Origin of the sequence: Mesorhizobium sp. LNHC229A00, from assembly GCF_000502415.1 — a bacterium.
Lineage (GTDB): Bacteria > Pseudomonadota > Alphaproteobacteria > Rhizobiales > Rhizobiaceae > Mesorhizobium.
On record NZ_AYWQ01000003.1, the window covers coordinates 675,502 to 700,050 of the forward strand.

The 24,549-nt window shown below is 60.6% G+C and carries 20 protein-coding genes; 5 read left to right on the plus strand and 15 right to left on the minus strand.

Going from position 1 to position 24,549, the window contains the following annotated elements:
• From X742_RS1000000176490 to X742_RS159575, 3 genes are all read left to right on the plus strand, one after another.
• Entirely contained in the window at window positions 1-429 is a 429-nt protein-coding gene (locus X742_RS1000000176490) for a hypothetical protein (RefSeq protein WP_280800187.1), read from the plus strand.
• 4 nt (window positions 430-433) lie between these two features.
• Entirely contained in the window at window positions 434-2,098 is a 1,665-nt protein-coding gene (gene asnB, locus X742_RS01000000169900; protein ID WP_280800188.1) for an asparagine synthase (glutamine-hydrolyzing), read from the plus strand.
• A gap of 1,614 nt (window positions 2,099-3,712) precedes the next feature.
• Window positions 3,713-3,979 (plus strand): acyl carrier protein, encoded by a 267-nt coding sequence (locus X742_RS159575; RefSeq protein WP_023771446.1) that lies wholly within the window; start codon window positions 3,713-3,715, stop codon window positions 3,977-3,979.
• Window positions 3,980-4,033: 54 nt separating this feature from the next.
• Here the strand turns inward: X742_RS159575 and X742_RS159570 are convergent, their stop codons facing one another.
• The 7 genes from X742_RS159570 to X742_RS159540 all read right to left on the minus strand — a co-directional run bounded on the left by X742_RS159570 (window position 4,034) and on the right by X742_RS159540 (window position 10,924).
• Window positions 4,034-4,726, minus strand: a complete 693-nt coding sequence (locus tag X742_RS159570; protein WP_023771447.1) for a class I SAM-dependent methyltransferase — start codon at window positions 4,724-4,726, stop codon at window positions 4,034-4,036.
• A gap of 60 nt (window positions 4,727-4,786) precedes the next feature.
• On the minus strand, window positions 4,787-6,046 hold the full coding sequence (locus X742_RS159565; RefSeq protein ID WP_023771448.1) for a polysaccharide biosynthesis/export family protein: 1,260 nt from the start codon (window positions 6,044-6,046) through the stop codon (window positions 4,787-4,789).
• Complete coding sequence (locus tag X742_RS159560; protein ID WP_023771449.1) at window positions 6,033-7,295, minus strand: hypothetical protein; 1,263 nt, start codon at window positions 7,293-7,295, stop codon at window positions 6,033-6,035. The genes X742_RS159565 and X742_RS159560 overlap by 14 nt, the downstream gene beginning before the upstream one ends.
• Window positions 7,292-8,296, minus strand: coding sequence for an SDR family NAD(P)-dependent oxidoreductase (locus X742_RS159555; protein ID WP_023771450.1), 1,005 nt, complete (start codon window positions 8,294-8,296; stop codon window positions 7,292-7,294). Before X742_RS159555 ends, X742_RS159560 begins: the two co-directional genes overlap by 4 nt.
• Window positions 8,297-8,360: 64 nt before the next feature.
• Window positions 8,361-9,035 carry a sugar transferase gene (locus X742_RS159550; protein WP_023771451.1) on the minus strand — a complete coding sequence of 225 codons (675 nt, stop codon included), beginning with the start codon at window positions 9,033-9,035 and terminating at the stop codon, window positions 8,361-8,363.
• Window positions 9,032-10,168, minus strand: a complete 1,137-nt coding sequence (locus X742_RS159545; protein ID WP_023771452.1) for a DegT/DnrJ/EryC1/StrS aminotransferase family protein — start codon at window positions 10,166-10,168, stop codon at window positions 9,032-9,034. The genes X742_RS159550 and X742_RS159545 overlap by 4 nt, the downstream gene beginning before the upstream one ends.
• A gap of 33 nt (window positions 10,169-10,201) precedes the next feature.
• Entirely contained in the window at window positions 10,202-10,924 is a 723-nt protein-coding gene (locus tag X742_RS159540; protein ID WP_023771453.1) for an NDP-sugar synthase, read from the minus strand.
• Between the two features lie 419 nt (window positions 10,925-11,343).
• Between X742_RS159540 and X742_RS159535 the strand changes: the two genes are divergently transcribed.
• Complete coding sequence (locus X742_RS159535; protein WP_023771454.1) at window positions 11,344-12,015, plus strand: response regulator transcription factor; 672 nt, start codon at window positions 11,344-11,346, stop codon at window positions 12,013-12,015.
• A 1-nt stretch (window position 12,016) separates the two neighbouring features.
• Here the strand turns inward: X742_RS159535 and X742_RS159530 are convergent, their stop codons facing one another.
• Complete coding sequence (locus X742_RS159530) at window positions 12,017-13,756, minus strand: PAS domain S-box protein (protein ID WP_023771455.1); 1,740 nt, start codon at window positions 13,754-13,756, stop codon at window positions 12,017-12,019.
• A 183-nt stretch (window positions 13,757-13,939) separates the two neighbouring features.
• Between X742_RS159530 and X742_RS159525 the strand changes: the two genes are divergently transcribed.
• The gene (locus tag X742_RS159525) at window positions 13,940-14,641 is read left to right on the plus strand and encodes a helix-turn-helix transcriptional regulator (protein ID WP_031240601.1); all 702 of its coding nucleotides are present in this window, start codon (window positions 13,940-13,942) and stop codon (window positions 14,639-14,641) included.
• Window positions 14,642-14,794: 153 nt separating this feature from the next.
• On the opposite strand, the gene X742_RS159520 is transcribed toward X742_RS159525, so the two are convergent.
• The 7 genes from X742_RS159520 to X742_RS1000000173900 form a co-directional block, all read right to left on the minus strand.
• Entirely contained in the window at window positions 14,795-15,856 is a 1,062-nt protein-coding gene (locus X742_RS159520) for a glycosyltransferase family 2 protein (protein ID WP_023771457.1), read from the minus strand.
• Between the two features lies 1 nt (window position 15,857).
• Complete coding sequence (locus tag X742_RS159515) at window positions 15,858-17,165, minus strand: lipopolysaccharide biosynthesis protein (RefSeq protein ID WP_023771458.1); 1,308 nt, start codon at window positions 17,163-17,165, stop codon at window positions 15,858-15,860.
• A 34-nt stretch (window positions 17,166-17,199) separates the two neighbouring features.
• A complete protein-coding gene (locus tag X742_RS159510; protein ID WP_023771459.1) occupies window positions 17,200-19,434 on the minus strand; it encodes an exopolysaccharide transport family protein in 2,235 nt (744 codons plus the stop codon).
• A gap of 1 nt (window position 19,435) precedes the next feature.
• On the minus strand, window positions 19,436-21,427 hold the full coding sequence (gene asnB / locus X742_RS159505) for an asparagine synthase (glutamine-hydrolyzing) (protein ID WP_023771460.1): 1,992 nt from the start codon (window positions 21,425-21,427) through the stop codon (window positions 19,436-19,438).
• Window positions 21,427-22,689: an O-antigen ligase family protein gene (locus tag X742_RS159500; protein WP_023771461.1), complete on the minus strand. Its 1,263-nt coding sequence runs from the start codon at window positions 22,687-22,689 to the stop codon at window positions 21,427-21,429. Before X742_RS159500 ends, asnB (X742_RS159505) begins: the two co-directional genes overlap by 1 nt.
• Entirely contained in the window at window positions 22,686-23,897 is a 1,212-nt protein-coding gene (locus X742_RS159495) for a glycosyltransferase (RefSeq protein ID WP_023771462.1), read from the minus strand. The genes X742_RS159500 and X742_RS159495 overlap by 4 nt, the downstream gene beginning before the upstream one ends.
• Before the next feature lie 254 nt (window positions 23,898-24,151).
• Window positions 24,152-24,412 carry a hypothetical protein gene (locus X742_RS1000000173900; RefSeq protein WP_156939364.1) on the minus strand — a complete coding sequence of 87 codons (261 nt, stop codon included), beginning with the start codon at window positions 24,410-24,412 and terminating at the stop codon, window positions 24,152-24,154.
• Window positions 24,413-24,549 lie beyond the last annotated feature (137 nt).

Here is a 24,549-nt window from a genome sequence, read left to right on the forward strand (position 1 = left end):
ATGTGCGGGATCGCCGGAATTGTCGCGCTGAGCGCCACTGCCCCACCTCCTTCGCGGGAAGCGCTGTTGCGTATGGTAGGCGCGCTCGCGCACCGCGGACCCGACGAGCGGGGGCTGTACCGCGACCGACGCGCGGGTTTGGCGCATGCCCGCCTGTCCGTCGTCGACCTGCTGCACGGCCAGCAGCCACTCGCCGACGTCAGCGGCCTGACATGGATCGTCTTCAACGGCGAAATCTTCAACTACGTCGAATTGCGCGACAAGTTGATCGCGCTTGGTCACCGCTTCCGTACGCGTAGCGACACGGAAGTCGTGCTCCATGCTTACCAGGCCTGGGGCCAGGCCGCCTTTGAGCGGATGAATGGTCAATGGGCAGTCGCGATATGGGACTCTGCTGCCGGCCGNGGCCTGGGGCCAGGCCGCCTTTGAGCGGATGAATGGTCAATGGGCAGTCGCGATATGGGACTCTGCTGCCGGCCGCCTGATCCTGTCGCGTGACCGCTACGGGATCTGCCCGCTGTATTATTGCGAGCACGCCGGCCGCGTCTTCTTTGCAAGCGAAGTCAAAGCCATTTTCGCCGCGGAAACAGCGATACCTCGCGCCTTTGATCCGGCAGGGATCGATCAGACGTTCACATTCTGGACGGTAATCCCGCCCCAGAGCGTCTTCGAAGGCGTCAAGGAACTGCAGCCTGGACATATCCGGCTCTATGAGGGCGGCGTGGCGCGGGAGACGGCCTTCTGGGAGCCGCATTATCCGCGGATTTCCGGTTCGGACCCTGAGTGGTTCACCGGCTCGTGCGACGATGCCGTCGAGGCGGTCCGCGGTGCGCTCGAAGCCGCGACGGCGCTGCGGATGGTGCAGGCCGACGTGCCGGTGGGCTGCTATTTGTCCGGTGGGCTCGACAGCTCACTTGTCGCGGCGCTTGGGAGACGTTTCGCGGGGGAGCGCTTCCAGACATTCTCCTTGCGTTTTGCCGACGCCGAATACGACGAGACCTATTTCCAGCGCCTGGTCGCCGCCGCGACTGCGAGCGAGCACCACGAGGTGGTGATTTCCCGCCGCGACATTGCAGCGGTTTTTCCCGAGGTCGTCTACCACGCCGAGCGGCCAATCCTGAGGACGGCCCCGGCACCGCTCTTCCTCCTTTCCAAGTTGGTCCGCGAGCGCGGCATCAAGGTTGTGCTGACAGGGGAAGGCGCCGACGAGATGTTCGCCGGCTACGACCTTTTCCGCGAAGGCAAGGTTCGCCGCTTCTGGGGGCGCCAACCTGCTTCGAGCCGGCGTGCGCGACTGCTCGAGCGACTCTACCCCTATCTGTCGCGCTCACCGGTGCACCAACAGGCCATGGCGCGACAGTTCTTCGGACGCGATCTTCATGCCTGCGACATGCCCGGCTTTGCACACGACACGCGCTGGCGCACCACGAGCGCCATTAAGCGCCTATTCTGCCCCGACATGCGCGGCGCCTCGCAGCACCGCAATGCGGTCTCCGAACTGCTCACCCCCCTCCCCGCCGAATTTTCGCGATGGAGCTTCCTTGCCCAGGACCAATATCTCGAAATCCGAACGCTGATGTCGGGCTACCTGCTCTCCTCGCAGGGCGACAGGATGCTGATGGCACACTCGGTCGAGGGGCGCTTCCCCTATCTCGACGACGATGTCGTGGCGCTCGCGAATTCGCTTCCTGACGCATACAAGCTGCGTGTCCTCGATGAAAAGCACGTGCTCAAGCGAGCGGCACAGCCGATCGTACCACCGCAGGTCGTAGCCCGAACGAAGCAGCCCTACAGGGCGCCAAACGCGCTTAGCTTCGTTGGCCATGATGCACCAGATTACATTCGCGAGGCACTGTCGGACACGGCATTGCGCGCGGCAAATGTCTTCGATCCTAAATCGGTGGCTATCCTGCTCGGCAAGTGCCGGTCCAGGGCCGGCGACGGCGATCTCTCCAACTCCGACAACATGGCACTGGTCGGCGTGCTGTCGACCCAGATTCTGCATCAGCAGTTCATCGCAAGCCGCCCGGGCGGAGCGGACAAAGCCAAGCTCAGGATCGACGTCGATCACGAGCGGCGGGAAAGGGTCCTGGCATGATCCACGGCGCCATACCACTTCTGCAGGACTACCTCATCCATTCCGCCGGCCGGCTTGGCGGCAAGATCGCGTTGGTGGCCGGCAAGCAACGCGTCACCTACGCGGAGATCGATGAGCGCTCCGACAGGATCGCGCATTTCCTGGCTGCGGCGGGCGTCGAGCGTGGTGACCGCGTCATGATCTTCGCCGACAACACGGTCGAAACCGTCGTCAGCTTCTGGGCGGTGCTCAAGGCGAGCGCCGTGGTCTGCATCGTCAACCCGCTTACGAAAAGCGAGAAGCTTGATTACCTGCTCAACGATTGCCTGCCAACGGCGCTGATCACGGACAGCCATCTGCACTCGATATTCTGCCAACCGTCGCGCGACTGTCACTCACTGCGCGCGGTGATCGTTTCTGGGCCGATCGACGAGGCCGAGTTCAACCGATTGCCGCACGCCGTGCGCTGGGACACGATCGTCGAAAGACCTTCTGTTGCGCCGCCGCGCAAATCGATCGACATCGATCTCGCCGCCATCGTCTACACCTCCGGATCCACCGGCGAACCCAAGGGGGTCATGTTGACGCACGGCAACATGACTGCCGCGTGCACATCGATTGCCTCTTATCTGGAGCTGCGTGAAGATGAGGTGATCCTGAATGTCCTGCCCCTCGCCTTCGACTACGGGCTCTATCAGATGATCATGGCCTTTCGCACCGGCGCACGGCTCGTCCTCGAACGCTCCTTCGCTTTTCCGGCGCAGATCCTTCAGGTCATCAAGGACGAGCAGATCACAGGTTTTCCCGGCGTGCCCACAATCTTCGCGGCGCTTGCGGAGCTCAGATCGCTGAAGAGCACCGATTTCTCGAGCATTCGGTATGTCACCAATACGGCGGCCGCCCTGCCGCTCAAGCAGATTGCCATGCTCAGGGAGCTGTTTTCGGGTGCACGCATCTATTCCATGTACGGTCTCACCGAATGCAAACGCTGCAGCTATCTGCCGCCCGACGATCTCGGGCGAAAGCCCCTGAGCGTAGGCATTGCCATTCCCAATACAGAAGTGTGGATCGTCGACGAGGGTGGCAGGCGGGTCGGCCCGGGCGTCGTTGGCCAACTGGTAGTTCGCGGCGCAACGGTGATGAAAGGCTATTGGGGCAAGCCCGAGGCAACTGCAAGGAAGCTGAAGCCGGGGCCGCTGCCGGGCGAGCAGGTCCTCTACACGGGCGACTACTGCCGGATGGATGCGGAAGGCTATTTGTACTTCGTCGGCCGTGGTGACGAGATCATAAAATCACGAGGCGAAAAGGTCGCTCCCAAAGAGGTGGAAAGCGTGCTGATGGACGTCCCTGGCGTGAAAGAAGATCGGAAGAGCACACGTCTGAACTCCNACCTCCTCGGACAAGCGGTCAAGGCATTCGTGGTCATCGAGCAGGGAAGAATTGTCGGCGAAAGGCAGCTCCTGATGGAGTGCCGGAAACGGCTGGAGAATTTCATGGTGCCAAAGACCATCGTAATCGTGCCCAGCCTGCCGATGACCGATACCGGAAAACTCAAGAAAGCGGCCCTGTCGTAGATTGTTTCAGATGCGCGATCGCAAGTCGCCTTTGCAATGGAGGATGGATTAGATGGATTCCATGATATCGGCCGCGGAAAGCGACGACATCCATATCAACCAGATCCGCAGCTTCCTGGCCTCGAATTTCTACATCGCGGACGTCAAGGCGCTATCCCTCACCGCATCATTGCTCGATCAGGGGATCGTCGACTCGACCGGAGTGCTCGAGGTGATCGGGTTCATCGAAGAGACTTTCGGCATCACGGTGGAAGACAGTGAACTCCTGCCGGAAAACCTCGATTCAATTCAAGGAATCGCGCGGTTCATCGTTCGCAAGAAGAAATGATCTGGCGCAAGAAGAAATGATCTGGACGGTCGGCCCGGTAACGGCCGAATGCAATCATGCCTGCCGCCTGGCCTCTGCCAGGACCACCCGCACTTCACCGGCATGGTTGGCGAAAGTGCGTATCTGCGCGTAGCCCTTGCTGCGCTCCAGAAGACTTATGACTTGGCGGTCCTGACCAAGCCCCACCTCGAACAGTAGGACGCCGCCTGGTCGGAGGTAGCGCAGCGCGTCCTTGACGACCCGCATATGAATGCTGAGCCCATAGGGACCGGCCGCGAATGCCTCTCGCGGCTCGAGCACAACCAGATGGCGGCGGTCACCCTCGAGGCGCTTCTCCGAAATGTAGGGCGGATTGCAGACGATGGCATGAAGCGTGCCGTCGAGCTCCAGTCTGGACACCCCTTCGAACAAATCACCCTGATGCACTGAAATCCGGTCGGTCAGGCCATGATGAACGACATTTCGCCGCGCCGCGTCGATACAGCCGTCGGTAAGGTCGCAGGCCCAAACTCGCGCGGATGGGATATGGCTAGCGATCGCGCAGGCCAGGTTGCCGGCGCCGCAGCACATATCGACCACACGCGGCGCCGGCAGGTCCATTGCGCGCAGAACATCTACTGCAATGGAGCCGAGCAGCTCTGTTTCCGGCCGCGGCACCAGCGCACCGGGCGCAACCAGGATCTCCATTCCCATGAAGATAATGCTGCCTTTGTTGTAAGCGCCGGCGACGCTGATCTCTTCGCTCACGACCGTTCTCGCAACGACATCGAAGATATTGCCGCTGCCGGCGGCGCCGGCAGGGATTGTTTATTGCACCGCCGCGCTTTCGAGCGCGCTGCTGAACCTGACCTCGATCGTATCACCCGGCGCCACCGCGGTATCCAGGTCGGCCGGCTGCTTGCGCCATCGCGCATCGACGGAGCGGATGATCGTCACCTGGGCCCGCACGGTTTCGCCGCCGATCGGCTGCGGCAACGCGGATGCTCCCTGCGGCTGCAATTTCTGGCTGACCGCGTGCAGCCTTGCAGTGATGTCGGCCAGGCGCGCGTGTGTATCCCGCAACTCGTTCAACAAACCGGCACGCCTCTGGTTGTCATTGCGCTCGATCTGCCTTGCAAGATCATCCTGCTGGCGCCGAGCCCTCATGAGTTCGACCGATGTTTCAAGCGCACGGCTCGAGGACAGAAGCACCGCGCGCCGGACATCGGCGAGCCGGTTGTTGGTCAGGTTGCCAGCCTTGAAGAGCTTGGTCACCTGCGCCAAATCCTCTTCATCGGCCTTGACTCCATCGGCTTCGTCCTGCTCGCGCTGGAGCAACGCCTGGACCTGGGTCGCTGCATCCTTGGCGCCCTTCTCCAGAAAGCTCTGCTCCTGCTCGAAATTGTCCAGCGAGAGCTTCAGCCCTTCTGCCTCCGCCTGCGCAATTTCGGTTGCAAGGGAAGAAGAGAGCGGAAAGCCCTGGGGGGCCTTCATGTCGAAATCGGGCTGTTTTTGAAGTTCGGCACGTATGCGCGCACTGTGGAAATAGTCCTTGATGTATTCTCCCCAGATCGTCTCATAATCGCGCTGCAAGTCTGTTGGGTCCGGCCCAGCCTGGTTCGCCCGTGCGCGCAAGAGGCTGAAGCCGCCGGCGACGGCTATCGCCTGCCGAACCGTCATGAGCGGACGAAAGGCTTGCTGCCCAGGAGCGAGCACTTCGCCAGTCACGTAGATTGGACGGTATTCAGCGACGATCGCCGTCACGTCGCCGGGTCTGACGACCGCCACCTGCTCACGGCCGTCCGGCATGCGTATGTGGTAGATCTTGGTCGGCAGGATCGCCTGCAAGCGCGTCTGAAGTTCGGACGGGGTCAGGCCGGCGACAGGCACCGTGCCCGCCTCGGCGAGAACGATGGTGCCGTCCATCTGCACCACCGCACGTTGCGTCCGCTCGGGAAGCGAGGTGATTGCGATCTCGATGGTGTCTCCGGGCGAAATTCGATAGATCGTCGCATCGGCTGCCGCAGCCATCGGCAGGGCGCAAAGCATCGCAAGTGTCGCAAGGAAGAATCGGCTAAGGTTGACCATTCGCGACTATCTCCTTCTTATTCTGGTTTTCGGGCCAGTCGACGCGGGTGACGAAGTCGTAAACCGGTCCACCAGCCACACCCCAATTGCTGGACCAGATCACCTGTGTGCCGTCCGGCGAAGGTGACGCGTGCGTTTCGCTCCAGTAGTCGGAGGGTGCGTTGCGTGTCTGCACGATGCGCCGAACTTCGCCGCTGCCGTCGATGCGCAAGGCGATGACTTCCCGTGCAAATGGTGCCCAGCCTGGGTTGGCCGATATCTCCTCAGGGTTGCCGCCATAGGTCAGGAAGACCCAGCCGGGCCGCTTCAGAGCACGCGACGATGCATGCTCTGCTTCGCCGTATCCGGTCAGGGAGGTCACCTTCCCATCGGACAGTCTTCGCTTGATTACGTGATACTTGTCGGGGCCGGATTTGCTGATGCCAACATAGACCTCGCTGCCGTCGTCATCGAGCGTAAGGTCTCCGTGGCCGGGGCGGTGATGGTCCGTCCACCTCTGTCGCAAGGTGCCATCGACACTAAGAATGGCCCTCTGCTCCGTGCCATCTGCTAGGTTTTGAAAGCAAAGGATGTTCGTGCCGAGCGGGGAGATAGTGCAGGAGCTGGTGGTTCCAGGAACCTGAGCGAGATCGATGTCCGGGAATTTGAATCGATCCGCGAGATCGAAGGCGAACACCACCGCTTTTCCATCGGCGCGGACAGCGCGGACGGCTATACGTTTGCCGTCACGGCTTGGATTGCCCTTCGACGGCCCGAATTGCAGATCGTGGTATTGAGCCGTGACGAAGACAACGTCTTCGTGGTCTGTCCTTGGCGCCCATATCGAGATCTTTCGATCCTCCACGCAGATCATCACGTCTGCGTCTCGAGGATGCCATTCGCATTCACCGCCTTTGTCGCGGTGGAATAGCGGAGCATATGTCTTGCCGTCGAGGAAGCACAGCCCGTTGCAGCCATTGGCCAGCACGAGCAGGCTCTGGTCCGCATTCCAGGCTTGAGCGCTCGAATAGCGATGGCTGCAATATTTCGTCCCACACACGACACCTCCCCCAAGTGCGCCTGGTTTGGTGATGCGCATGAAATTCGTGCCGAATGCCGGGTCTGTCGCGGGACGCAGATAATCTGGGAGATCCATCGGCATTGGGGCGACGAACGTCGTGGACATGCTGTTTCCTTGGCTGTCGGCCGCCCGCAGCAGGACAGCAAAAGCGATCAGGAGCAGCGCCAATGGAAACGGGTAAAACCTCATGTCATGTAGCTCATTTCGCGGCGTACCCGACCTTCGCCGAGGCGCGCCCGCCACCAATCGATGGTTCTGGCCAAGCCGTGGCGCAAACTCGTTTGCGCAGTCCATCCGGTTTCACGTTCGAGCCGTGATGAATCGGCCAGCAGAGCGCGAACCTCGGAGTTTTGCGGCCGCAATCGACTCTCGTCGCGGTGGACGGGCTTCTTACAGTCGCTCAGCTCGAGCACGAGATCGAGCACGTCCGATATGGTCACGGCACGCTGGCTTCCAGCATTGTAGGCATGGCCGAATTCGAGTGTGGCTGAACCCGCCCTCAGGAAGGCAGCCGCTGTGTCCTCGACGAAGGTCAGGTCGCGGACCGGGCTGGTATCTCCCACCATGATCGAAACACATTTTGGATCGAGCGCCTGCCGGATGATTGTCGGTATTATGGCTCGTTCGCTTTGCCGCGGCCCGAATGTATTGAACGGCCGGAGGATCACGACGGGCAGGTCGAAGGATTTGGCATAGGACTGCGCCATCATGTCGGCGCCGATCTTGGACGCCGAATATGGCGATTGCCCCTGAAGAGGATGGGACTCGCTGATCGGCATGCTGAGCGCCGTGCCGTAAACCTCACTGGTCGAAGTGTGAATGATCCGTTCCGTCTCCCACTGGCGGGCCGCTTCAAGGACATTCAGCGTCCCCATGATATTGGTTTCCACATAGGACTGGGCGGCCGCGTATGAGTACGGGATCGCGATAAGCGCAGCGAGATGAAACACGACGGCTTGGCCGCGCAAGATGCGGTTCAGGAATGCACCGTCGCGTACATCGCCTCGAACGAGTTTCAAATGACCCCGGATGTCGTCTGGCAGATCATCCAGCCACCCATGGCTGTCGAACGAATTATAGAGGGCCAATGCGGTCACCTCGGCACCGTTGCGGACGAGTGCCTCGGTCAGATGCGATCCTATGAATCCATCCGCGCCAGTGACCAGAACTCTCTTGCCATTGTAACTCATAACCAGGTGTTCCTTCTTTCACCTGAAGCGCTCCGGTTGCCGAGCGCGCAAACAGAAACAGCCTTCAACGCCTGAGCAGCCCGACAGGCATCCAGCCGATTACCGCCAGAAAGCCGAGGATCATCCACACAACATCCGAAGCGATGGTTCGTCGGGGATAATAGGAAAGATCGAACTTGGCTTTGATCGGAAACAGCGCTTCCCTGTAGAAGGACGACAGGTCTCCTGAGGCAGGGTAGAGAGAGGCTTCGTGACGGAAAAGAACTTGCGTCGGGCCGACCAAGCCGGGTTTATATCTTAGGACCGCCTCGAAGCCGCCATGGAAGCAGTCAGCAAAGGCGAGGCTTTCCGGTCGTGGCCCGACGATGGCCATGTCGCCTCTGAGCACATTCCAGAGTTGCGGCAACTCATCCAGTTTGGTGCTGGCCAAAATGCGCCCGATCTTCGTCAGCCGACGGTCGCCTATGCTGGTCAACGCAGGGCCCTGAGGATCACACAGAACCTCGAATTTGCGGAATTTATAGATATGAAACATGCGGCCCCCTGCACCGAGGCGAGGCTGCCGGAAAAGCACGGGGCGTCCGCCCTCGAGAAATAGCCCAAATGCAATCAGCAACATCAGCGGCGCGAAAACCATCGCGGCCAAGGATGCGGCCACTACATCCATCGCGCGTCTGCCAAAACCATGGCTCACGCCTGACACGACGGGCGGGTGGATGGATAGATCAAACGCGTTCATGCGGCGGTTCCCGCGTGGATGCCGCTGTTGAGCGCGGTCGCCAGCACGTCCACCACGGCTTCAACCGCGGGCGCGGTAATCTGAGGATGCAGCGGAATGGTCAACTCTCGTTCCGCGAAATCCTCGGTGCGCGGCAGATGGGTACCCGGGTAAAGCTCACGGTAGAGGGTCATCTGATGAACGGGCGGGTAATGGACCGTGGTTTGTATGTCCTGCGCCCGCAGTTCATCGACGACATGCTGCCTGTTGACGTAGCGCGGCAAGAGGATCGGCATGATGTGGTAAGCCGAGGCTCGCGGTTCTTCGAACGGTATTGTGATTGCCGGACAACGCAACGCGATGAGGCGCCGGTACAACACGACAAGAATGCGCCGTATCTCGTTCCACTCCTGCAGGTTCTGGAGCTGAACCAAACCGATCGCGGCCCGCATTTCGTCCATTCGGTAGTTGAAGCCGAGCATGGTCACATCGTAATGGGCGGTGCGGCTGTTTAGTCGCTGGCGTGTTCCGGTGGTCATGCCGTGCGCGCGAGCCTGGCGAATCCTGTCCAGCAGTTGGGGATCCCGGGCAATTACGGCCCCACCCTCCGCCGTCGTCATGTTCTTGTTGCCATAGAAGCTGAAGGCGGCGCCCGCTCCAAAGGTGCCAACCGCTTTTAGGCCGGGAGCATGTGCCGCATCCTCGATGATCGAGAGCCCGCGTGCGCTGGCGAATGCTTGCCAGGCCTCCTTGTCGGCGAGATAGCCGGCGAAATGGACCAGGATCACGGCCCTGGTGCGAGAGCTGCAACGTGCTTCTGCTTCTTTGAGCGACATCAGAGGGACGTCTGCCGACTCTATGTCGACAAAGACAGGAGTGGCGCCGACATAGAGCACTGCGTTCGCGGTAGCCACGAAGGTCAGCGAAGGAACCAGGACCTCGTCCCCCGGACCGATCCCCAATCCGTGAAGGATAAGATGAAGGGCCGCGGTGCAGGAACTAACCGCTACGCAGTCCTCTGCCTCGTGCATCAAGGCAAACGCCTCTTCGAAGGCCCGGACCCGTTCACCCATCGTCAGCCAACAGCTGTCGATCACTTTCGCCAAAGCCGCTTTTTCTGGCACTCCCAGGACCGGGGAACTTACCAAGAGCATCGTCACCTCCTCGATGATCCTCGCGCCTGGCCGTTACGCTGCCGCGGCGGCGACTTCGATGGACGCCGACCGCTCTTCCCAAGAAACTGTCTGCGCGTTCTGGAAGTCCTCGACGCGTCCGATGTCGAGCCAAAGACCTTCGTGTTTGTAGACATGCACGACGCGTCCAGCCTGAAGCATCTGCAGCATGAGGTCATCGAACCCAAACGGTATACCGGATGGGATGAAGTCGAGGACGTCCGGGTTCATGCAGTAGATGCCCATGCTTACCAAGTGCGACAGTGCAGGCTTCTCGCGGAAGACCTGGACGGTGTTGTCAACCTCGTCGATGACGCCGAAATCCATCTTGGTAAGCCGCAGCGAAGTCGCTATCGTGACGGAGTCCTTGTGCAGGCGGTGCGCCGCGGTAAACCGGCTGATGCTCAGGTCGGTCAGCACATCGCCGTTCAGGACGATAAAGGGCTCATTCAATTCGTCTCTGATCAAGGAAAGCGGCCCGATCGTTCCGAGCGGTTCCATTTCCTGCGTGTAGCGGATCCTCAGATTCCACTGCGAGCCGTCGCCGCACACGCTCCGGATCAGGTGCCCGAGATAGCCGGTGGTGACGTAGACGTCTTCGATTCCGCTACGCCGCAGCCATTTCAACAGCAACTCGAGGACCGGCCGCGCGCCAATTGGCATCAGCGGCTTGGGCAAAACCGATGTAAATGGCCGAAGGCGCGTTCCCATGCCACCGCATTGAATTACCGCTTTCATTCGATCCTCCCTACGCACATGGCCAGAGTTGGCCTTGACGGCTGAAACCGCATCCGGAGCCAAGAGGCGAACCGCCTCATGCCAGCAGGGTTTCAGTTGTCCGAACCTGCGAGAGATTAGGGAGCCAACCGGGATATTGTCGTCGTGCGTTTGAATGGCACGGGCGAATTTCTCTGATCCCTGAACCGTAGGGACGAAACATTTCCGGCGGATCTGACGGGAGTGGTCGAGACGCACAACAGACCAAGGTCCCACTTGAATTGCGATTGAAGGTAAACATTTTCCTAAGACCGAGCTATATTAGCCTTCGGTAATCAGCAGGACGGGGTTGTAGGACGTCAGAGTCCACCTTTCTGGACATACTGGCGCTCCTGCAAGACTGGCCAGGTAGTGCGGGTTGTTAGTGCGTGGGGATGTTTATGTACAAGATCGTCATAGCCGATGATCATGGCCTTTATCGACGTGGCTTGCGTATGGCGCTGACGGCCGGAATCCCTGGCGCCGAAATAATCGAGGCGACCTGTTTTGATGCCGTGGTTGGGCTCCTGGCCGAACATGAAACAATTGATCTTGCGATCCTGGACCTGAACATGCCCGGGCTGCTCAGCCAGGAAGTGCTCGGCGATGTTCTCGCCGCCTATCCCAAAAGCAGGTTTGCGATTGTGTCAGGAAACGATTCACGATCGGAAATTTTGTTGGCCCTTTCGGTTGGCCTCCACGGCTACATCGTAAAATCGCAGCCGGATGAGGAGGTGGTGCTGGCCGTCAAAGAAATCTTGTCAGGTCGCATCTATGTACCAGCCCTCCTGTCGCGAAGCTCTGGCGCAGCCGCGCCTCAGACGCACCGACCTCCCGTGGAGGCTTCACACCAGGCCTTGGCCAACCCAGGTTCACTGGGAAGGCTCACGTCAAGGCAAAAGGAGGTGCTCAAGCTTATGGCCGAAGGTTACTCGAACAAGGAGATCGCCCGCGATCTCGACATCGCCGAGGCCACAACGAAGATCCATGCCGCCGCTATCTTGCGCGAACTGGGAGTCCGAAACCGCACCGAGGTCGCCGTTTTGATGAGGACTTGGCTTGGAACGATCTGAGTTAAGGCTGAATCTCGCTCTGGGATAGGCGTAGCTGGTATCGCAATCCGCCAGCCGACATTTCCAGTTTGGAAGAATGACCGACCAAGGGCGTTCCATCAGCGCCAAGGACGATCGACCCAAAACCTTTCCGCAGAACAGGCTTGGCATCTCGGCCGCCTCGTTCGATCCAGTCGAACACGATGTCGCCGTCCGAGCTCTCGGGTGCAACGCCCCACCTTACCTCCACCTGGCCTCGGGAGTTCCCGAGCACCCCGTGCTTGACCGAATTTGTCGTGAGTTCGTGGACGATCATCGCGAAACTTTCCGCGGCGCCCCCGACGATTCTGACGTGGGGCCCTGTGATCGTTGCTCTGTGTGCCTCGGCGTAGGGGCGAAGCGCATGTGCGACAATATCGCGGATCGAAGATGATAACTCTGCATTGTTGATCAACAGCAGGTGCGTGGATTCGAGCGCCCGAATTCGCTCTAAAAGGTCTCCTCTGTACTTGGAAATATCCTGGTCTGAAGCAGGGATCATTTTCACGACAGCCGTGATCACGGCAAACAAGTTACTGAGCCGGTGCCGCTGTTCAAGTATAAGCCGCTCCTGTCTTCTCACCGCGACCCGCAACAGTGTCGTCTGCCGCCGCTCGGTAAGGTCAGCCGCGATCCCGAACCGCTGATGATAGCGATCGCGGATATCCTCACGGCCGCGCAAGGCAATCCAGCGGAACTGTCCGTCCGACCGCCGAACCCGAACCTCGGCGTCGTAGTTGGCGGTTGCCGCGATCGATTCTGAAGGGACCCCGAGTTTTGGCCAGTCCGCCGTATGAACGATCGCCGACAGCTCGTCCAGGGGACGGGAAGCGGCTGGCGGCAAACCAAGAATTTCCCAAAATTGATCTGAACCGGAGACAATTCTCTCCTTGTAGTCCACGCGCCATGTGCCAAGCCTTCCGGCGAGCAGCGCAAGGTCCAGCCATTCCTTTTGGCCCAAGAGGGCTTCGCTTGCAGCCCTGCGTTCAGTGATATCCTCGAAGACGACAAATATGCCCATCGGCAGTTGTTTCTCCGGACCGGACCAGGAGAGGGTCACGCGAGCCCAGAAAACAGTGCCATCCTTCTTTCTCAAACGCATTTCCAAGCCAAACGACGGCGCCTCGGCGCTTAGACCACGTCCAAGCCTGGCGAACAGATCGCGTTCGTCAGGATGAACGAGTGTTTCGATATGCTGGCCGACGAGCTCTTCCTGTGCGTAGCCGGACATACTGCACATACACATGTTGACCTGCAGCAGCTCACCACGGTCATTTGCGGTCGCAAACCCCAAGGCGGCCCGCTCGAAAGCCCTGCGATATCGCGCTTCGGTCGTCTCGATGGCAGCAAGCCTGTTCTCGGCGACATCGAGCGCGCCCCTCAACTCCTGCCTTGAACGGTGGAAAAGAAAGGCGATCATCCCGCCGGACAGGGCGAGGAGAATGGCCCCGGAAAGATCATCCCCGACCAACTGACCGTTCGCCCCAAGGCGAACTGCCAAGCCGACAGCCACCATGGCAAACGTGGCAGCCATCGCAGGCCAGCGGTCCTCCAGGAAGGCGATGATGACAATCGCCGGGACACATTCCAGAAAGGCCGCACTGCCGCCACCTGTCAGCAACGACTTCATCTCGAGCGAAAGGGTAGCCAGCAGGACGGCCGACGAAACCAGATGTTGTCGTAGCCTGTCCGACAGTACGGGACCGCCTATCCGCAATCTCATTCTGATTACCTACAACTTTTGGCTTAGCCAATGCGGCTTAGAGCCTTTGGTTATCGGACCTAGTGCTGCTGCTCGCTTTCGCGCGCCAAAATGTCAGTCTATCAGAATCATCAGAAGAAAGTTCCAACACTTAGCCCATGCGCTGGCGCCTATCTGGCAGCAAACCGGAAAGTGGTGACGACAATGAACCTGGTCGAACGGCCGAGAAGTACTGTTTTCCAAGCGCAACGTGCGATGGCAGCCATGGGGCCTGGCAGCAGGCCGTCTCCCTTGCGCCATGCCCAAAGCCCGGACCGGCAAGTTGAAAGGCCTGCTGCCGCCGCCGAGGGTGACCAGCCGCCGCTGCATTCTTTCCCGGGTATGCTTGATCGCCTTGGCTACGGATGTCTCGTGCTGAGCGAAACCAAGAAAGTCCTGAAGTGGAACGCCACCGCGCGCGTCATTCTCAGCGGGTACGGCAGTCAGGTGAACAACGCGGACGGCCTTTCGGGAGCGCTCAGAAGCCTGATCGCGAACGTGCCGTGCCACCTCAATCCCGGATCGTTTGCATGGATTGTGGTCCGCAGCAGCGGAGATCGTCCCGTTGTCATCAACGAGCGCGGCCTCTTCGCAGCCGACAACACGATCGTCGTCGCCCTGTTGGACCGCGAGACGAAATCGGCGCCCAACCCTCAAACCCTGCAGCGAATGTTCGGTTTGACCGGAGCCGAGACACATCTCGCGGTGCGGTTGGCAAAGGGCTACACCCCGTTGGAAATCGCTGAAAGCTGTGCGCTCAGCCGGACGACCATCCGAACCCAGCTCGCATCACTGTTCGCCAAAACTGAAACCAGGCGTCAGGCAGAATTGGTCACGCTTCTCGCACGCGTCTCGGTGTTGCCCTAGTTCCCTGAACATTCGGGGATGATCGTGTCCAGCCTTGCGGCCACCGCAGGGGCGGCTGCCGTGAATCCGTATTCCATAAATCGGTTCGGCGCGTGCCGCGTCCCGCGCGCGGCCTTGAAGGATGCGCGAACGGTGCCCAACAGGCCAGCTCCATCACTGTCTTCGCGTATACCAAGGCCCTAGTACCGGGCGGATCCTGAACAGGTATTCCACGAGGTACTGGCTTGCGATCTTCATCACTGATGGGCGAAGAATTTGCAGCGTGTCGCGGATAGTCACGGGCAAGGACTGGTGATGAAATCTGGCGGGTACGCGTGCAACCCGCAATGCTCGCAAGAGGCTCTCGGGGTCAGGAAGATTCCTTCTGTTTTCGAGCAGCTGCCAATTAAGCTGTTTAACGGCAAGCGTAACTTCGTCCACTTCCGTGTAGCTCTTCGATGTGGTGATGCTCGGATGGTTCGTCGCGTCGTAAAAAATCAGACCCTCATTGATCGCAACCATGTCTCCGTGACCGGCCAAGTCCACGAAGAACAGTTGGTCAACGCCGGCGGGGATCGATTTGTGTGCACGCATTCGGCATCCAGCCTGAAGAACCTTGCTGTTGATCAACAGTGTCGAGGGAATGATGCCGAGGCTCCTCGTCGTCCGGACAAGGTAAAGATCCCTGAGGCATTGCTGGCTCGAATAGACTGAAACGCGGTTTTGCTCCGATGGCGTCGAGCGGAGCATGATCCTGCCGTCTTCCACGATATTGGCTGCACAGGTCATGAATGCGGCCGAGGGATGCTCCTTGGAGACCTCGGCAAATCGCTTGAGCGCGCTGGGCGCGAGCCAGTCGTCGTCATGCAGCAACTTGATCCAGGTGCCGGTGCAAGCCAGCATGGCATTGTTGGTATTCTCGACCTGGCCTCGCCCCCTGCCGTTCTCGACAATCCGGATGCGACCGTCGGCACGCGCATATTCGTCGACGATCCTCCAGGACAGCCCTCCTTGCCCCTCGTCGTCGCTAACCACCAGTTCCCAATTCGCAAAATCCTGCTGGAGGATACTGTCGATTGTCCTTCGAATGGTATCTGGCCTGCGAAAGGTCGGGATGGCCACTGAAATGAACGGCCGGAGTGTCACCAACTCCGCCGACCCCTCATCTTGCGAAGGTCCGACCCCTATTGACAAGGCTGCGGAAGGAAGCGCGTCGCGACTGTCGATCTGCGTCATGTTATCTTTCCTCCAAGGCGATGCACCGGCCGCGAGGCGACGACTCGTCCGGTTGAACACTTCGCTTCAACAGATAGAGAGAGGCTGCCGTCTTGATGAAGAAGCCCCCGGCGCCGCCGGCAGCCATGAGATAGATGACCGTGAGAGGTTCCCAGCCAGCCCTGGCGCCGGCTAGAAGCGGACCAAACACGAGCACCGTCCTTACGGCATCGACAACCAGGCGCACCTCCTGCCGTCGTAGCAGAGCCGGCACATCCTGAAGCGGCGTCGACAAAGCTTGCACCGCGCCCATGAACGCCAGCGCCGTCATGATTTCGGCGGCGGGCAGCCATGGCCGTCCCAGGAGGGGCACGACGAGCTGCGGTGCGGCGAGGCCAAGAGCCAGAATGGGCAGCGAAGTGAGCCCGCCGGCAAGGATCAGCAGGCCTCGTGCGAGGCCGAGCAGGTGCCTGCGGCCGCCGCCCTTATTGGCTTCGGCGACAAAGACATTGCTGAGCGGCGTCGCTATGAGCGTGACGGGGCCGGTGACGAGCCGCGACGCGACGCCCAGATAGCCCGCATAGGCGGTCCCGAACATCGAGCCGACGAGTATCGCCGGAAGGTTGTTGATGGCGAAACTTGCGACGGTTGCCGGGATATCGAACAGTGGAAATTTGTATTCGCGCCTAGCCTTTTCAAAGACCGTTTGCCACGGCGCGCGGGCGACACCGCACACGTCCTCCCAACTGAAAATCCTAACGCCAAGGAACCCAATGAAGATGAACTGGCTAAGAATGTGAGCGTGCACCATCGCCTCTCCTCCGAGATGGACAATGCCGAACATCAGCTGCAACAACGCCATCGTCGCAGGCAAGATCAAGCGGCCGAGCGCGAAGTCGCGTAGCAGGCCGGCACGCAGACTCCAGCAATTCATGGTCTCCACAAGACCTGCGCCTGCCATGCCGATCGGAACCAGCCACACAAGGTCAACAGCTCGGACCGGAACGGTGCTCGACAACACCATCCCCGCCGTCAAGGCAATAACGCCGGTTGCCGACACGGCCAAAAGAATGAGCTTAACCGTGACGTATGCCTGCGCATTGCTCTTGACGCCATACAGCGAGGCCTCAAAGCGCAGTGCCGCGACCGCTCCCAGTATGTTCACGGTCGAAAGATAGATCGTGAACAAGCCGAAATCGGCAGGAGAATAGAGCCTGGCCAACACCGGAATGGTCGCGACAAGAATGAGCTGACCGGCAATCGCCATGGCCGACACACCACCGGCCGCTCGAAGGACCTTGCCGATCGGGCTTTGAGGAAGTCGGATCATGGCGAGCCTTGCTCACGGCGGATGCCGGTCGAATTCATGAGATCCTCTCGCGCAAAAGATCGGCACTGTCGCCAAACCGATACCTGCCGTACCGGGTGAGGTTCACACGGGTGAGGACGCTCGCCACCGGCACCGACAGCGTTCCGTCGCTCAGGAGCTGCTCCACCACCCCGCGCGCGACATGCCGCGAGGTTCTTGCCCAGCGAACCGTAACGAGAACCGCGTCCGCCCAGATCTTGAGGAACATGGCTTCTGGCCCAGCCAGCCCCGATGGCCCATTTATGATGACGAGGTTGTACGCCGAGTGCAGATCTTCCCTGCACTTGGCGGTGTCGACACGCGCCAAGAGAGCCAGAAGATCTTCCGCAGGTGCCATGGTCGTCAAATCGATACCAATTTCGGGAATGCTGGCGACCGCGTCATCCAAGGCACAACGACTGCTGACGTAATCCGCGAAGGAATGACGAGCCTTGGGTCCGTTGAACTGGCGCAGAAACTCGGCCGTAAGTTGGGAGCCCGCCCGCTGGAGGTCGACCAGAAGAACACGATTGCCCAGACGGGTGGCCGCCAAGGCCAAGCCCCATGCAAGCTCGGTCGCTCCGTCAGCCCGGACGCTTGGCGTGAGCAGGATCGTGTGCGGACCACGACCTCTTGCCTGATTTGGCGCGGCCGCGACCAGCAGCGACGTCACCGCACGGCTGTAGGCCGACCTGGGCTGGCCCAGAACCAGGTCGCGCAGCTGTTTGGCGTGCATCCTGCCCGGTTCGGGCACAAGTCCCACGCACGGTATCCTGAGCACGGCTTCCGCCTCCGTTTCACCGCGCAAGGTGCGATCGAAGCGATTTCGCATGAGGACCAAAACGGCGCCAAGGAGGCCAAACGCAATCATTCCCGGTGGAACCAAAAAAACCGGTGGCAATGTCTGCGGAATCGTCGGCGGCCATGCAACGGAAAGAACCGAGACTCCGGCGGACGGAGCTCCGATGCGCCGCTTCAGGTCCTGCTGGCGGCCGAGAAGTTCGTTGTAGCGTTGTGTCAGGAGGCTGACTTGAGGCTCGAGTGCCCGCAAACCGGCGAGCCGGCTGGCCGTGTCGGCCGCGACCGCATCGAGCACACGCATTCGATTTCCCAGAGCCTCGACCTGGGCACGATAGATATCCGCTTCAGCGACGATATCAGCGATTGCCCTTTCGACCGCGACGGAAAAGGCATTGGCCAGATCCTTGTCCGCTGGCGCCCCGGCCACGCGAGCCGAAAGGTCGGCCAACTCCTGCGTGCCGGCGGCCTCCGCCAGGGTCGCGGCCGCCGCGCCCTGCTTTCGAAGCTCCTGGATACGCTGGAGCCGGGACTCCAGCGCCGCCAGATCCGCTTTGGACATCGATATCTGCTGGCTGAGATCCGCCCTCTCCCCGGCCACCTTGTCAGCCGAGCCTTGATCGACCGCGCCATGGCTCAGCCGATACTCCTCGAGCCGATTGGATGCATCCACCAGTTCATTCTGCAGTTTGGGCAAACTGGCGACGACGGCGTCGAGCTCCTGCATGTCCGACGCCTGACTTTTCTGCGCGAGGTCGTCGACATAGGTCTTGGTGAATGTATTGGCCACCAGCGCCGCGCGCGCCGGGTCGTCGTCTGAGAAGCCAACGGAAATGACCCGGGACCGGAGCTCTTGTCCAACCCTTACCCCTTTGCGCAGCGCTTTCACTTCGGCGGCCTCTGCCGCTTGCGGCGCATTCGTTGATACAACATCCCGGGGCCAAAGCCGCTTCAGCAAATCGCCAGCGAAGGAGTGCAATGTCGGCGGATCGGCGAGCGCAGGCCCATGGCTGGAGCTTCCCTTCCCGGCTTGCGTTTGTGCGGTCGCGCTGGCCGGGCTCGGTTGACGCAGCGCTGCAGCGACCCGACGAAGGTGGCTCTCCGACGACAGCATCGTGATGTGATCGTCAATGCTTGAATCGATCATGTCCTGCGCCGAGCCCGGGCTGGCGGGAAGTGCCGCCCTGGCAGGAGCGTCTATGATCAGCTGACTGCTGGCTTCGTACATGATAGGGCGGGTTATTCCCGCCAACGCCGCCAAGATGCCGCCGACAACCGCGAAGAGCAGAATGATCCATTTGCTGCTCGCCAATGTCACCAGCAGTTGGCGAGACGGGGTTGCTGAATTCGGGGCGCTTCTGGGAGGCCGTACGCGGGCCCTGCTTTCAGGAACCGGGGCAGCCACCGGGGTGGCTCGCGGCACTTCAATTCGGCTGATTGCGGAACCCGCCATTTCATACTCCTGCCAGATCGAGTTCACGGGATGAGTTCGATGCGGACGCCTGCCGCTTGGCCTCGTTGCACCAGGCCTGAAACATCAGCACCGACCACAGTTCACGGGAGCGGTCCTGTCCTGCAACGTGATCGCGCCAGCAGGCGTCCACCCTTGTGCTGTCCAGCAAGCCTTCGCCCTGGTTGCGAACATCGGACAGAATATCGGTGGCCCAGCTGCGCAACGGGCCCCGCAGCCAAGCCGCGATCGGCACGTCGAAGCCCTGCTTCGGCCGGTCGATCAGCCGTTGCGGAAGATAACGACGCAGCACATTTCGGAGGATCCACTTGCCTCCGCCGTTGCGAACCTTCATGTCAGCCCGAAGGCGCCAAGCAAATTCGACGACGCGGTGGTCCAACAGGGGACAACGAGCCTCGAGGCTGTTGGCCATGCTGGCTCGATCCAGTTTGACGAGAATGTCACCAGCGAGGTAGCCGGACATGTCGTCGTACAAAAGGCGAGACAGCAGCCCGTCGAGCCGCGGTGCGGAGACTATGGATGCAGGAGTTCCGTGTCGGGTGAGGTTTTCGGCCGATGATCCCGTCAGCCGCCAGTGCAGTTCGTCTTCATCCTTGGCGGCGAGAAGCCAGGCGAAGCGAGTGAGCCGATCGCTGCGCAACGCATGCCGCACATGCGGCGGAAGTGGCAGGTTGCCAATGAAATCGTGACGAGCCGCCCTGGACAGCATCCCTGCGCCGGCCGCCAGGGACCTCCGTGCGGTTGCGGGTAGTCCTTGGTACCGTTTCAGCCGGTCCGCCATGAAGTGGCGGCCATAGCCTGCAAAGCACTCGTCTCCGCCGTCCCCCGACAGTGCCACGGTCACGTGCTGGCGGGCCAGCCGCGCCACCAGCAGAGTTGGTATCTGCGATTCGTCGGCAAATGGCTCGTCCCACACCTTTGGCAGTTCGGGGATCACGTCACGCGCGGCGGCGGGCGAAAGGTGTAGCTCCGTGTGGTCGGTGCCCAGATGACGCGCTACCTCGGCGGCGTAAGGGGCCTCGTCAAAGCCGCTCTCCGCGAAGGCGATGGTGAAAGTGCGCACGGGATTTGGAGATTGAGCCTGCATCAAGGCTGCAACGGTAGAGCTGTCGACGCCTCCCGACAGGAAACCACCCAACGGAACGTCGGCGATCATGCGCTCGCGGACGGCAAGCCGGAGCAGATCATCCAGTTCATTGGTCAGATCGTCGTCACTGCCGGCGATCTGTTGTTCTCGCCCGTTCTTGGCGACTTCGGCCAGCGACCACCAGCGACTTGCGTCCTGCGAAAGGGAAGCGGCCCCGCGCCCCTCCGCCACAGTCGCGGCCGTGAGGGTCAGGACCGAGCCGGGTGGCAGCTTGAAGACACCTCGCCAGATGCAACTCTGATCCGGGACCCACCCCTTGGAAAGCATTGCGGTGGCGGCATCCAGGTCGATCTCCGGGGAGTAGCCTGAAAAGCGGCTGATTGCTTTCAGTTCGGAAGCAAAGACCAGCGCATGCCTGGCTGAAGCGATGTAGAGGGGCTTCTTGCCCAACCGATCCCGCGCGAGATGGAGGGTCCTCGTCTTCAGGTCCCACAAGGCGAATGCGAACATGCCAGCAAAGCGCTGGAGTGCGGCCTCGAGGCCCCAGCTCTCGATCGCACACAACATGACTTCGGTGTCGCTGGTGCCGCGGAAATGGTGCCCGGCGCCTTCAAGCTCGAGACGCAGGTCACGGAAATTATATATCTCACCGTTGAAGGTGATCGCATACCGACCGCTTGTGGACAGCATGGGCTGTTGCCCCGTTTCCGACAAATCGACGATGGCCAGCCGCCTGTGGCCCAAGGCGATGCCTGCTTCGCGGTCCGTCCAGAGTCCTTCGCCATCCGGACCGCGGTGACGAAGCGCCATCATCATTTGCCCTATCTGATCGAGCGAATTGGGATCGGCAGCATTGGACGCGAGAAGTATCCCGGCTATCCCGCACATCACATCACCTCTGAAGGCTCAAGCTCGCGCCGGAAAACGCTTGGCGTTCCCGCGACGAGGCAGAAAGTCAATGCAAACCACACGATCGGATGACGGATGATGAGGTGCGGTATGCTGAACACGGCCGCGGACGCCACGAGCACCAAAAGCGCGTCGTAGCGGGCACGCCAGGCGGACATGGCCGCCGATCCAACGATCCACAGCAAGGCGATGACCGCGACCAGCCCGCCCTGTAGATAGAGATCGAGAATTGTATTGTGCGCTTCGAATGGCCGCTCCAGAAACTGCATGTCGGCGGTCGGCGGGCGCTCTAGGTGAGGGCCAGGACCGAGGCCGAGCGATGCCGATTGCAGCCCCTTCTGGAGCGCCTCATCCCACAGATAAACCCGAAGTTCGAATGTCTCAGCCGTGGCCTCGCCGCCTCCGTCCTTGGTGAGGCTCTTGGCAAAATTGGCCGCAAAGCTTTCCTCGCTGAGAAGATAGGGGGTCATCGCTATCACCAGGGGGACAGCGCCGACCATCAGCAGAAGTGCGATCTGCCTGGGCAGGCTGGTTCGATTGCCATCGGATGCCAACCACGCCTTCAACCGCAATCCGAGGAAGGCGACGCCACTTACAATCGTGGTGTAGAGATAAGCGTCGCTCCTCGTCAGGCGGCCGACAAAAAAGATGAACACAAGGCTTGAGAGCGCAAGGACCTGACCCCATCGATTGTGAGTCGTGGTTGCAAGGTGCAGCGCCAGCGGACCAAGAAGCGCGCAATAGAGCGCGAGCTGGTTCGGGTTTTCAGACCAGCCGCGGAAGCGGTCCCAATACCAGGGATCGACGCCGGGCTGATGGAGCCAGCCCCACGCGATGGCGAGTTGGATAGCAAATATTGCGTCGGCCAATGCGATTGCCCACCAACCACTGCGTCGAAGACGACGCCCCGCGTCGGGCTCAACACTGGCCAGGCAAGTGATGCTGGCCAACAGCACGTAGGCCAATGTGTCGTGCAGCAACCCTGTCGGGTAGAGCAGGGTGGTCAAGTAGCCGATGATCGTGCCGATCCCCAATGCGATAGAAAGGAGCAGCCAAAAAGTCGCGAGTTGCGCAAAGGCCGGGGTCGCTTCGACGCGTCCGCCGACCAATATTCGTCCGGCCGACAGCATGATCCAAAGCGCCAGGAGCAGTTCGCCATAGCCGAATGGCATGCCGGGGACGGAGAGCTGCGACGCGGCTGACAGGATGACACCGCCGGCAAGCAACGCGTCGCGCATCATTGCCGCGCCCCGTCCAACCGGCGGTTCGCAATGCCGCTCTCCAGAGGCGATGGAGCAAGCAAGCCGCGAGATTTGGCCCTGAGATTGCTCTTATAGACATCGCAGTACTGGTCGACGATGCCCGGCAGGGCAAAGCGCTCCCTGATAAGCGAGGCGGAGCGCTGCCCCATGGCCGCTCCCAAGGTGCGGTCCGACAGTATGTCGACTATCCGGTCCGCAAGCGCGCGAGCATCGCGCGGCGCGACCAGATAACCGTTCCATCCATCTTCGACGACGTCGCTGCAACCGGGCATTCGCGATGCAACTATCGGCAATCCAGCCAGTCCGGCTTCCAGCAAGACGCGCGGAACGCCCTCGCGATATTGCGTTGGGAAGGCGAACAGATCAGCCATGCCAAGCAGACTGGGGACATCATGCCGTTTGCCCAGCACGGTCACATGAGAAGCAAATCGTTGGATTTCGGATTTTTCGACGGCGAATGGTCCTTCCGATTCCCGTGGGCCAACGAGCACGAAACGCGCATGAGGTCTTTTGGAGAGAATGTGCGGAATCGCCTCAAGAAGGGTCGGAACGCCCTTAAGGCGGGTGAGCCGGCCGACAAAAATGACGATCTCGGCCGATTCCAGTCCGAATTCCCGCCGCATTGTCGCTGGTGGCGAGGCAAGACGTCTTGCCACCGCGAATGCATTGACGTCGATGCCAGACCCCTGAATTAGGCGTCCGCTGCCGCGTGGGATCAGCCGATAGCGCTCGAAAAAGGCTTGATCGTCGCGGTTTTGGAAGACCGTGGCAGCGGTCCAGAAGGAAGCAATCCATTGCAGACCGCAGAAGGCGGGCCGCATAGCCAAGGCTCGCGCCTCCAGCGATGAGAAGGTCCAGCCCAAGCCGTTGATCGTGCGCACGACCGGGACTTCTCCCCGCACCGCCAGCGGGGTTAGCAAATTGGGTTTCGTATCGAAGCTTTGAACGATGTCGGGGCGAAGTTCCCGCACCAACCTTCGCAATGTTCTGATGGTCCCGGCTTTGCCGCTGCCATTGGCAAAGCGATTGAACTCGTAGCGGCGGTGCGGAATGCCATGCCGTAAAAACAGAGCTTCATCGCCCGTCGAGACCGCGGTGACCCGAAAACCCCGCTCGCGGAGTTCCATCAGAAACGAGATCCTCAGGGCGTGATCCTCGCCGCCGATGCAAACCAGGTGCGGGTTCATACTGCCGCTCCCGAAACCCAGCGGGCCTTCGGCTCCCATAAACGGCTCGAACTTGGATCGTTTCCCATGGCCCGATTTCGTTGCGATTTACACCAGCAATTCAGGCTACGGGCAGGGCTGGCCGTTGTCCTCGTCCGTTCGAATGACGCAACTAGGACCGCGCTTGCGCGCTAACGGCGCAAGGATCAGACCGCGGGCTGTACTGTTTGGATCGAGACGCCGTGCGCTATGGGATTAGCCGCGCGAATGCGCGTTCATCGCGAACGGGTGATCGGACTATCAAGACTGCTCATTGGGGCGGGTTGAGGTCGATCCGAGAACGTATATTCATAGGCTCGGCGGCGGCCGTCTTGCTCGAATACCCGGATCCAGCGGACCTCGGCAGCACGAAGCGTGATTTCCCGGTTTGTCGCGAGCTTGGCTGCTCGAAACGGAGTTGGTGCGACTACCTTGTGGGTCACCACGACTTGGCCGGCAAAAATCTCCTCGACTTCGTAGCTTGGCACGTCATCCATCCCCTGCGCGATGGCACCAAACCACGATCAAGGCAGAATGTTCCCGCCGATGTCTCGGACGGCGGCCGTTTCCAGCCAAAAAGCGGCGTGCGCGCTCACCTCGGCGGAAAACAGATGCGACCTGTGCTGAATAGACG

Coding starts and splice junctions, on each gene's coding strand:
- asnB (WP_280800188.1), top strand. CDS start 434: ATGAATGGTCAATGGGCAGTCGCGATATGGGACTCTGCTGCCGGCCGC.
- X742_RS159575 (WP_023771446.1), top strand. CDS start 3,713: ATGATATCGGCCGCGGAAAGCGACGACATCCATATCAACCAGATCCGC.
- X742_RS159565 (WP_023771448.1), bottom strand. CDS start 6,046: ATGGTCAACCTTAGCCGATTCTTCCTTGCGACACTTGCGATGCTTTGC.
- X742_RS159560 (WP_023771449.1), bottom strand. CDS start 7,295: ATGAGGTTTTACCCGTTTCCATTGGCGCTGCTCCTGATCGCTTTTGCT.
- X742_RS159555 (WP_023771450.1), bottom strand. CDS start 8,296: ATGAGTTACAATGGCAAGAGAGTTCTGGTCACTGGCGCGGATGGATTC.
- X742_RS159550 (WP_023771451.1), bottom strand. CDS start 9,035: ATGAACGCGTTTGATCTATCCATCCACCCGCCCGTCGTGTCAGGCGTG.
- X742_RS159545 (WP_023771452.1), bottom strand. CDS start 10,168: ATGCTCTTGGTAAGTTCCCCGGTCCTGGGAGTGCCAGAAAAAGCGGCT.
- X742_RS159540 (WP_023771453.1), bottom strand. CDS start 10,924: ATGAAAGCGGTAATTCAATGCGGTGGCATGGGAACGCGCCTTCGGCCA.
- X742_RS159535 (WP_023771454.1), top strand. CDS start 11,344: ATGTACAAGATCGTCATAGCCGATGATCATGGCCTTTATCGACGTGGC.
- X742_RS159530 (WP_023771455.1), bottom strand. CDS start 13,756: ATGAGATTGCGGATAGGCGGTCCCGTACTGTCGGACAGGCTACGACAA.
- X742_RS159525 (WP_031240601.1), top strand. CDS start 13,940: ATGAACCTGGTCGAACGGCCGAGAAGTACTGTTTTCCAAGCGCAACGT.
- X742_RS159520 (WP_023771457.1), bottom strand. CDS start 15,856: ATGACGCAGATCGACAGTCGCGACGCGCTTCCTTCCGCAGCCTTGTCA.
- X742_RS159515 (WP_023771458.1), bottom strand. CDS start 17,165: ATGATCCGACTTCCTCAAAGCCCGATCGGCAAGGTCCTTCGAGCGGCC.
- X742_RS159510 (WP_023771459.1), bottom strand. CDS start 19,434: ATGGCGGGTTCCGCAATCAGCCGAATTGAAGTGCCGCGAGCCACCCCG.
- asnB (WP_023771460.1), bottom strand. CDS start 21,427: ATGTGCGGGATAGCCGGGATACTTCTCGCGTCCAATGCTGCCGATCCC.
- X742_RS159500 (WP_023771461.1), bottom strand. CDS start 22,689: ATGATGCGCGACGCGTTGCTTGCCGGCGGTGTCATCCTGTCAGCCGCG.
- X742_RS159495 (WP_023771462.1), bottom strand. CDS start 23,897: ATGAACCCGCACCTGGTTTGCATCGGCGGCGAGGATCACGCCCTGAGG.
- X742_RS1000000173900 (WP_156939364.1), bottom strand. CDS start 24,412: ATGGATGACGTGCCAAGCTACGAAGTCGAGGAGATTTTTGCCGGCCAA.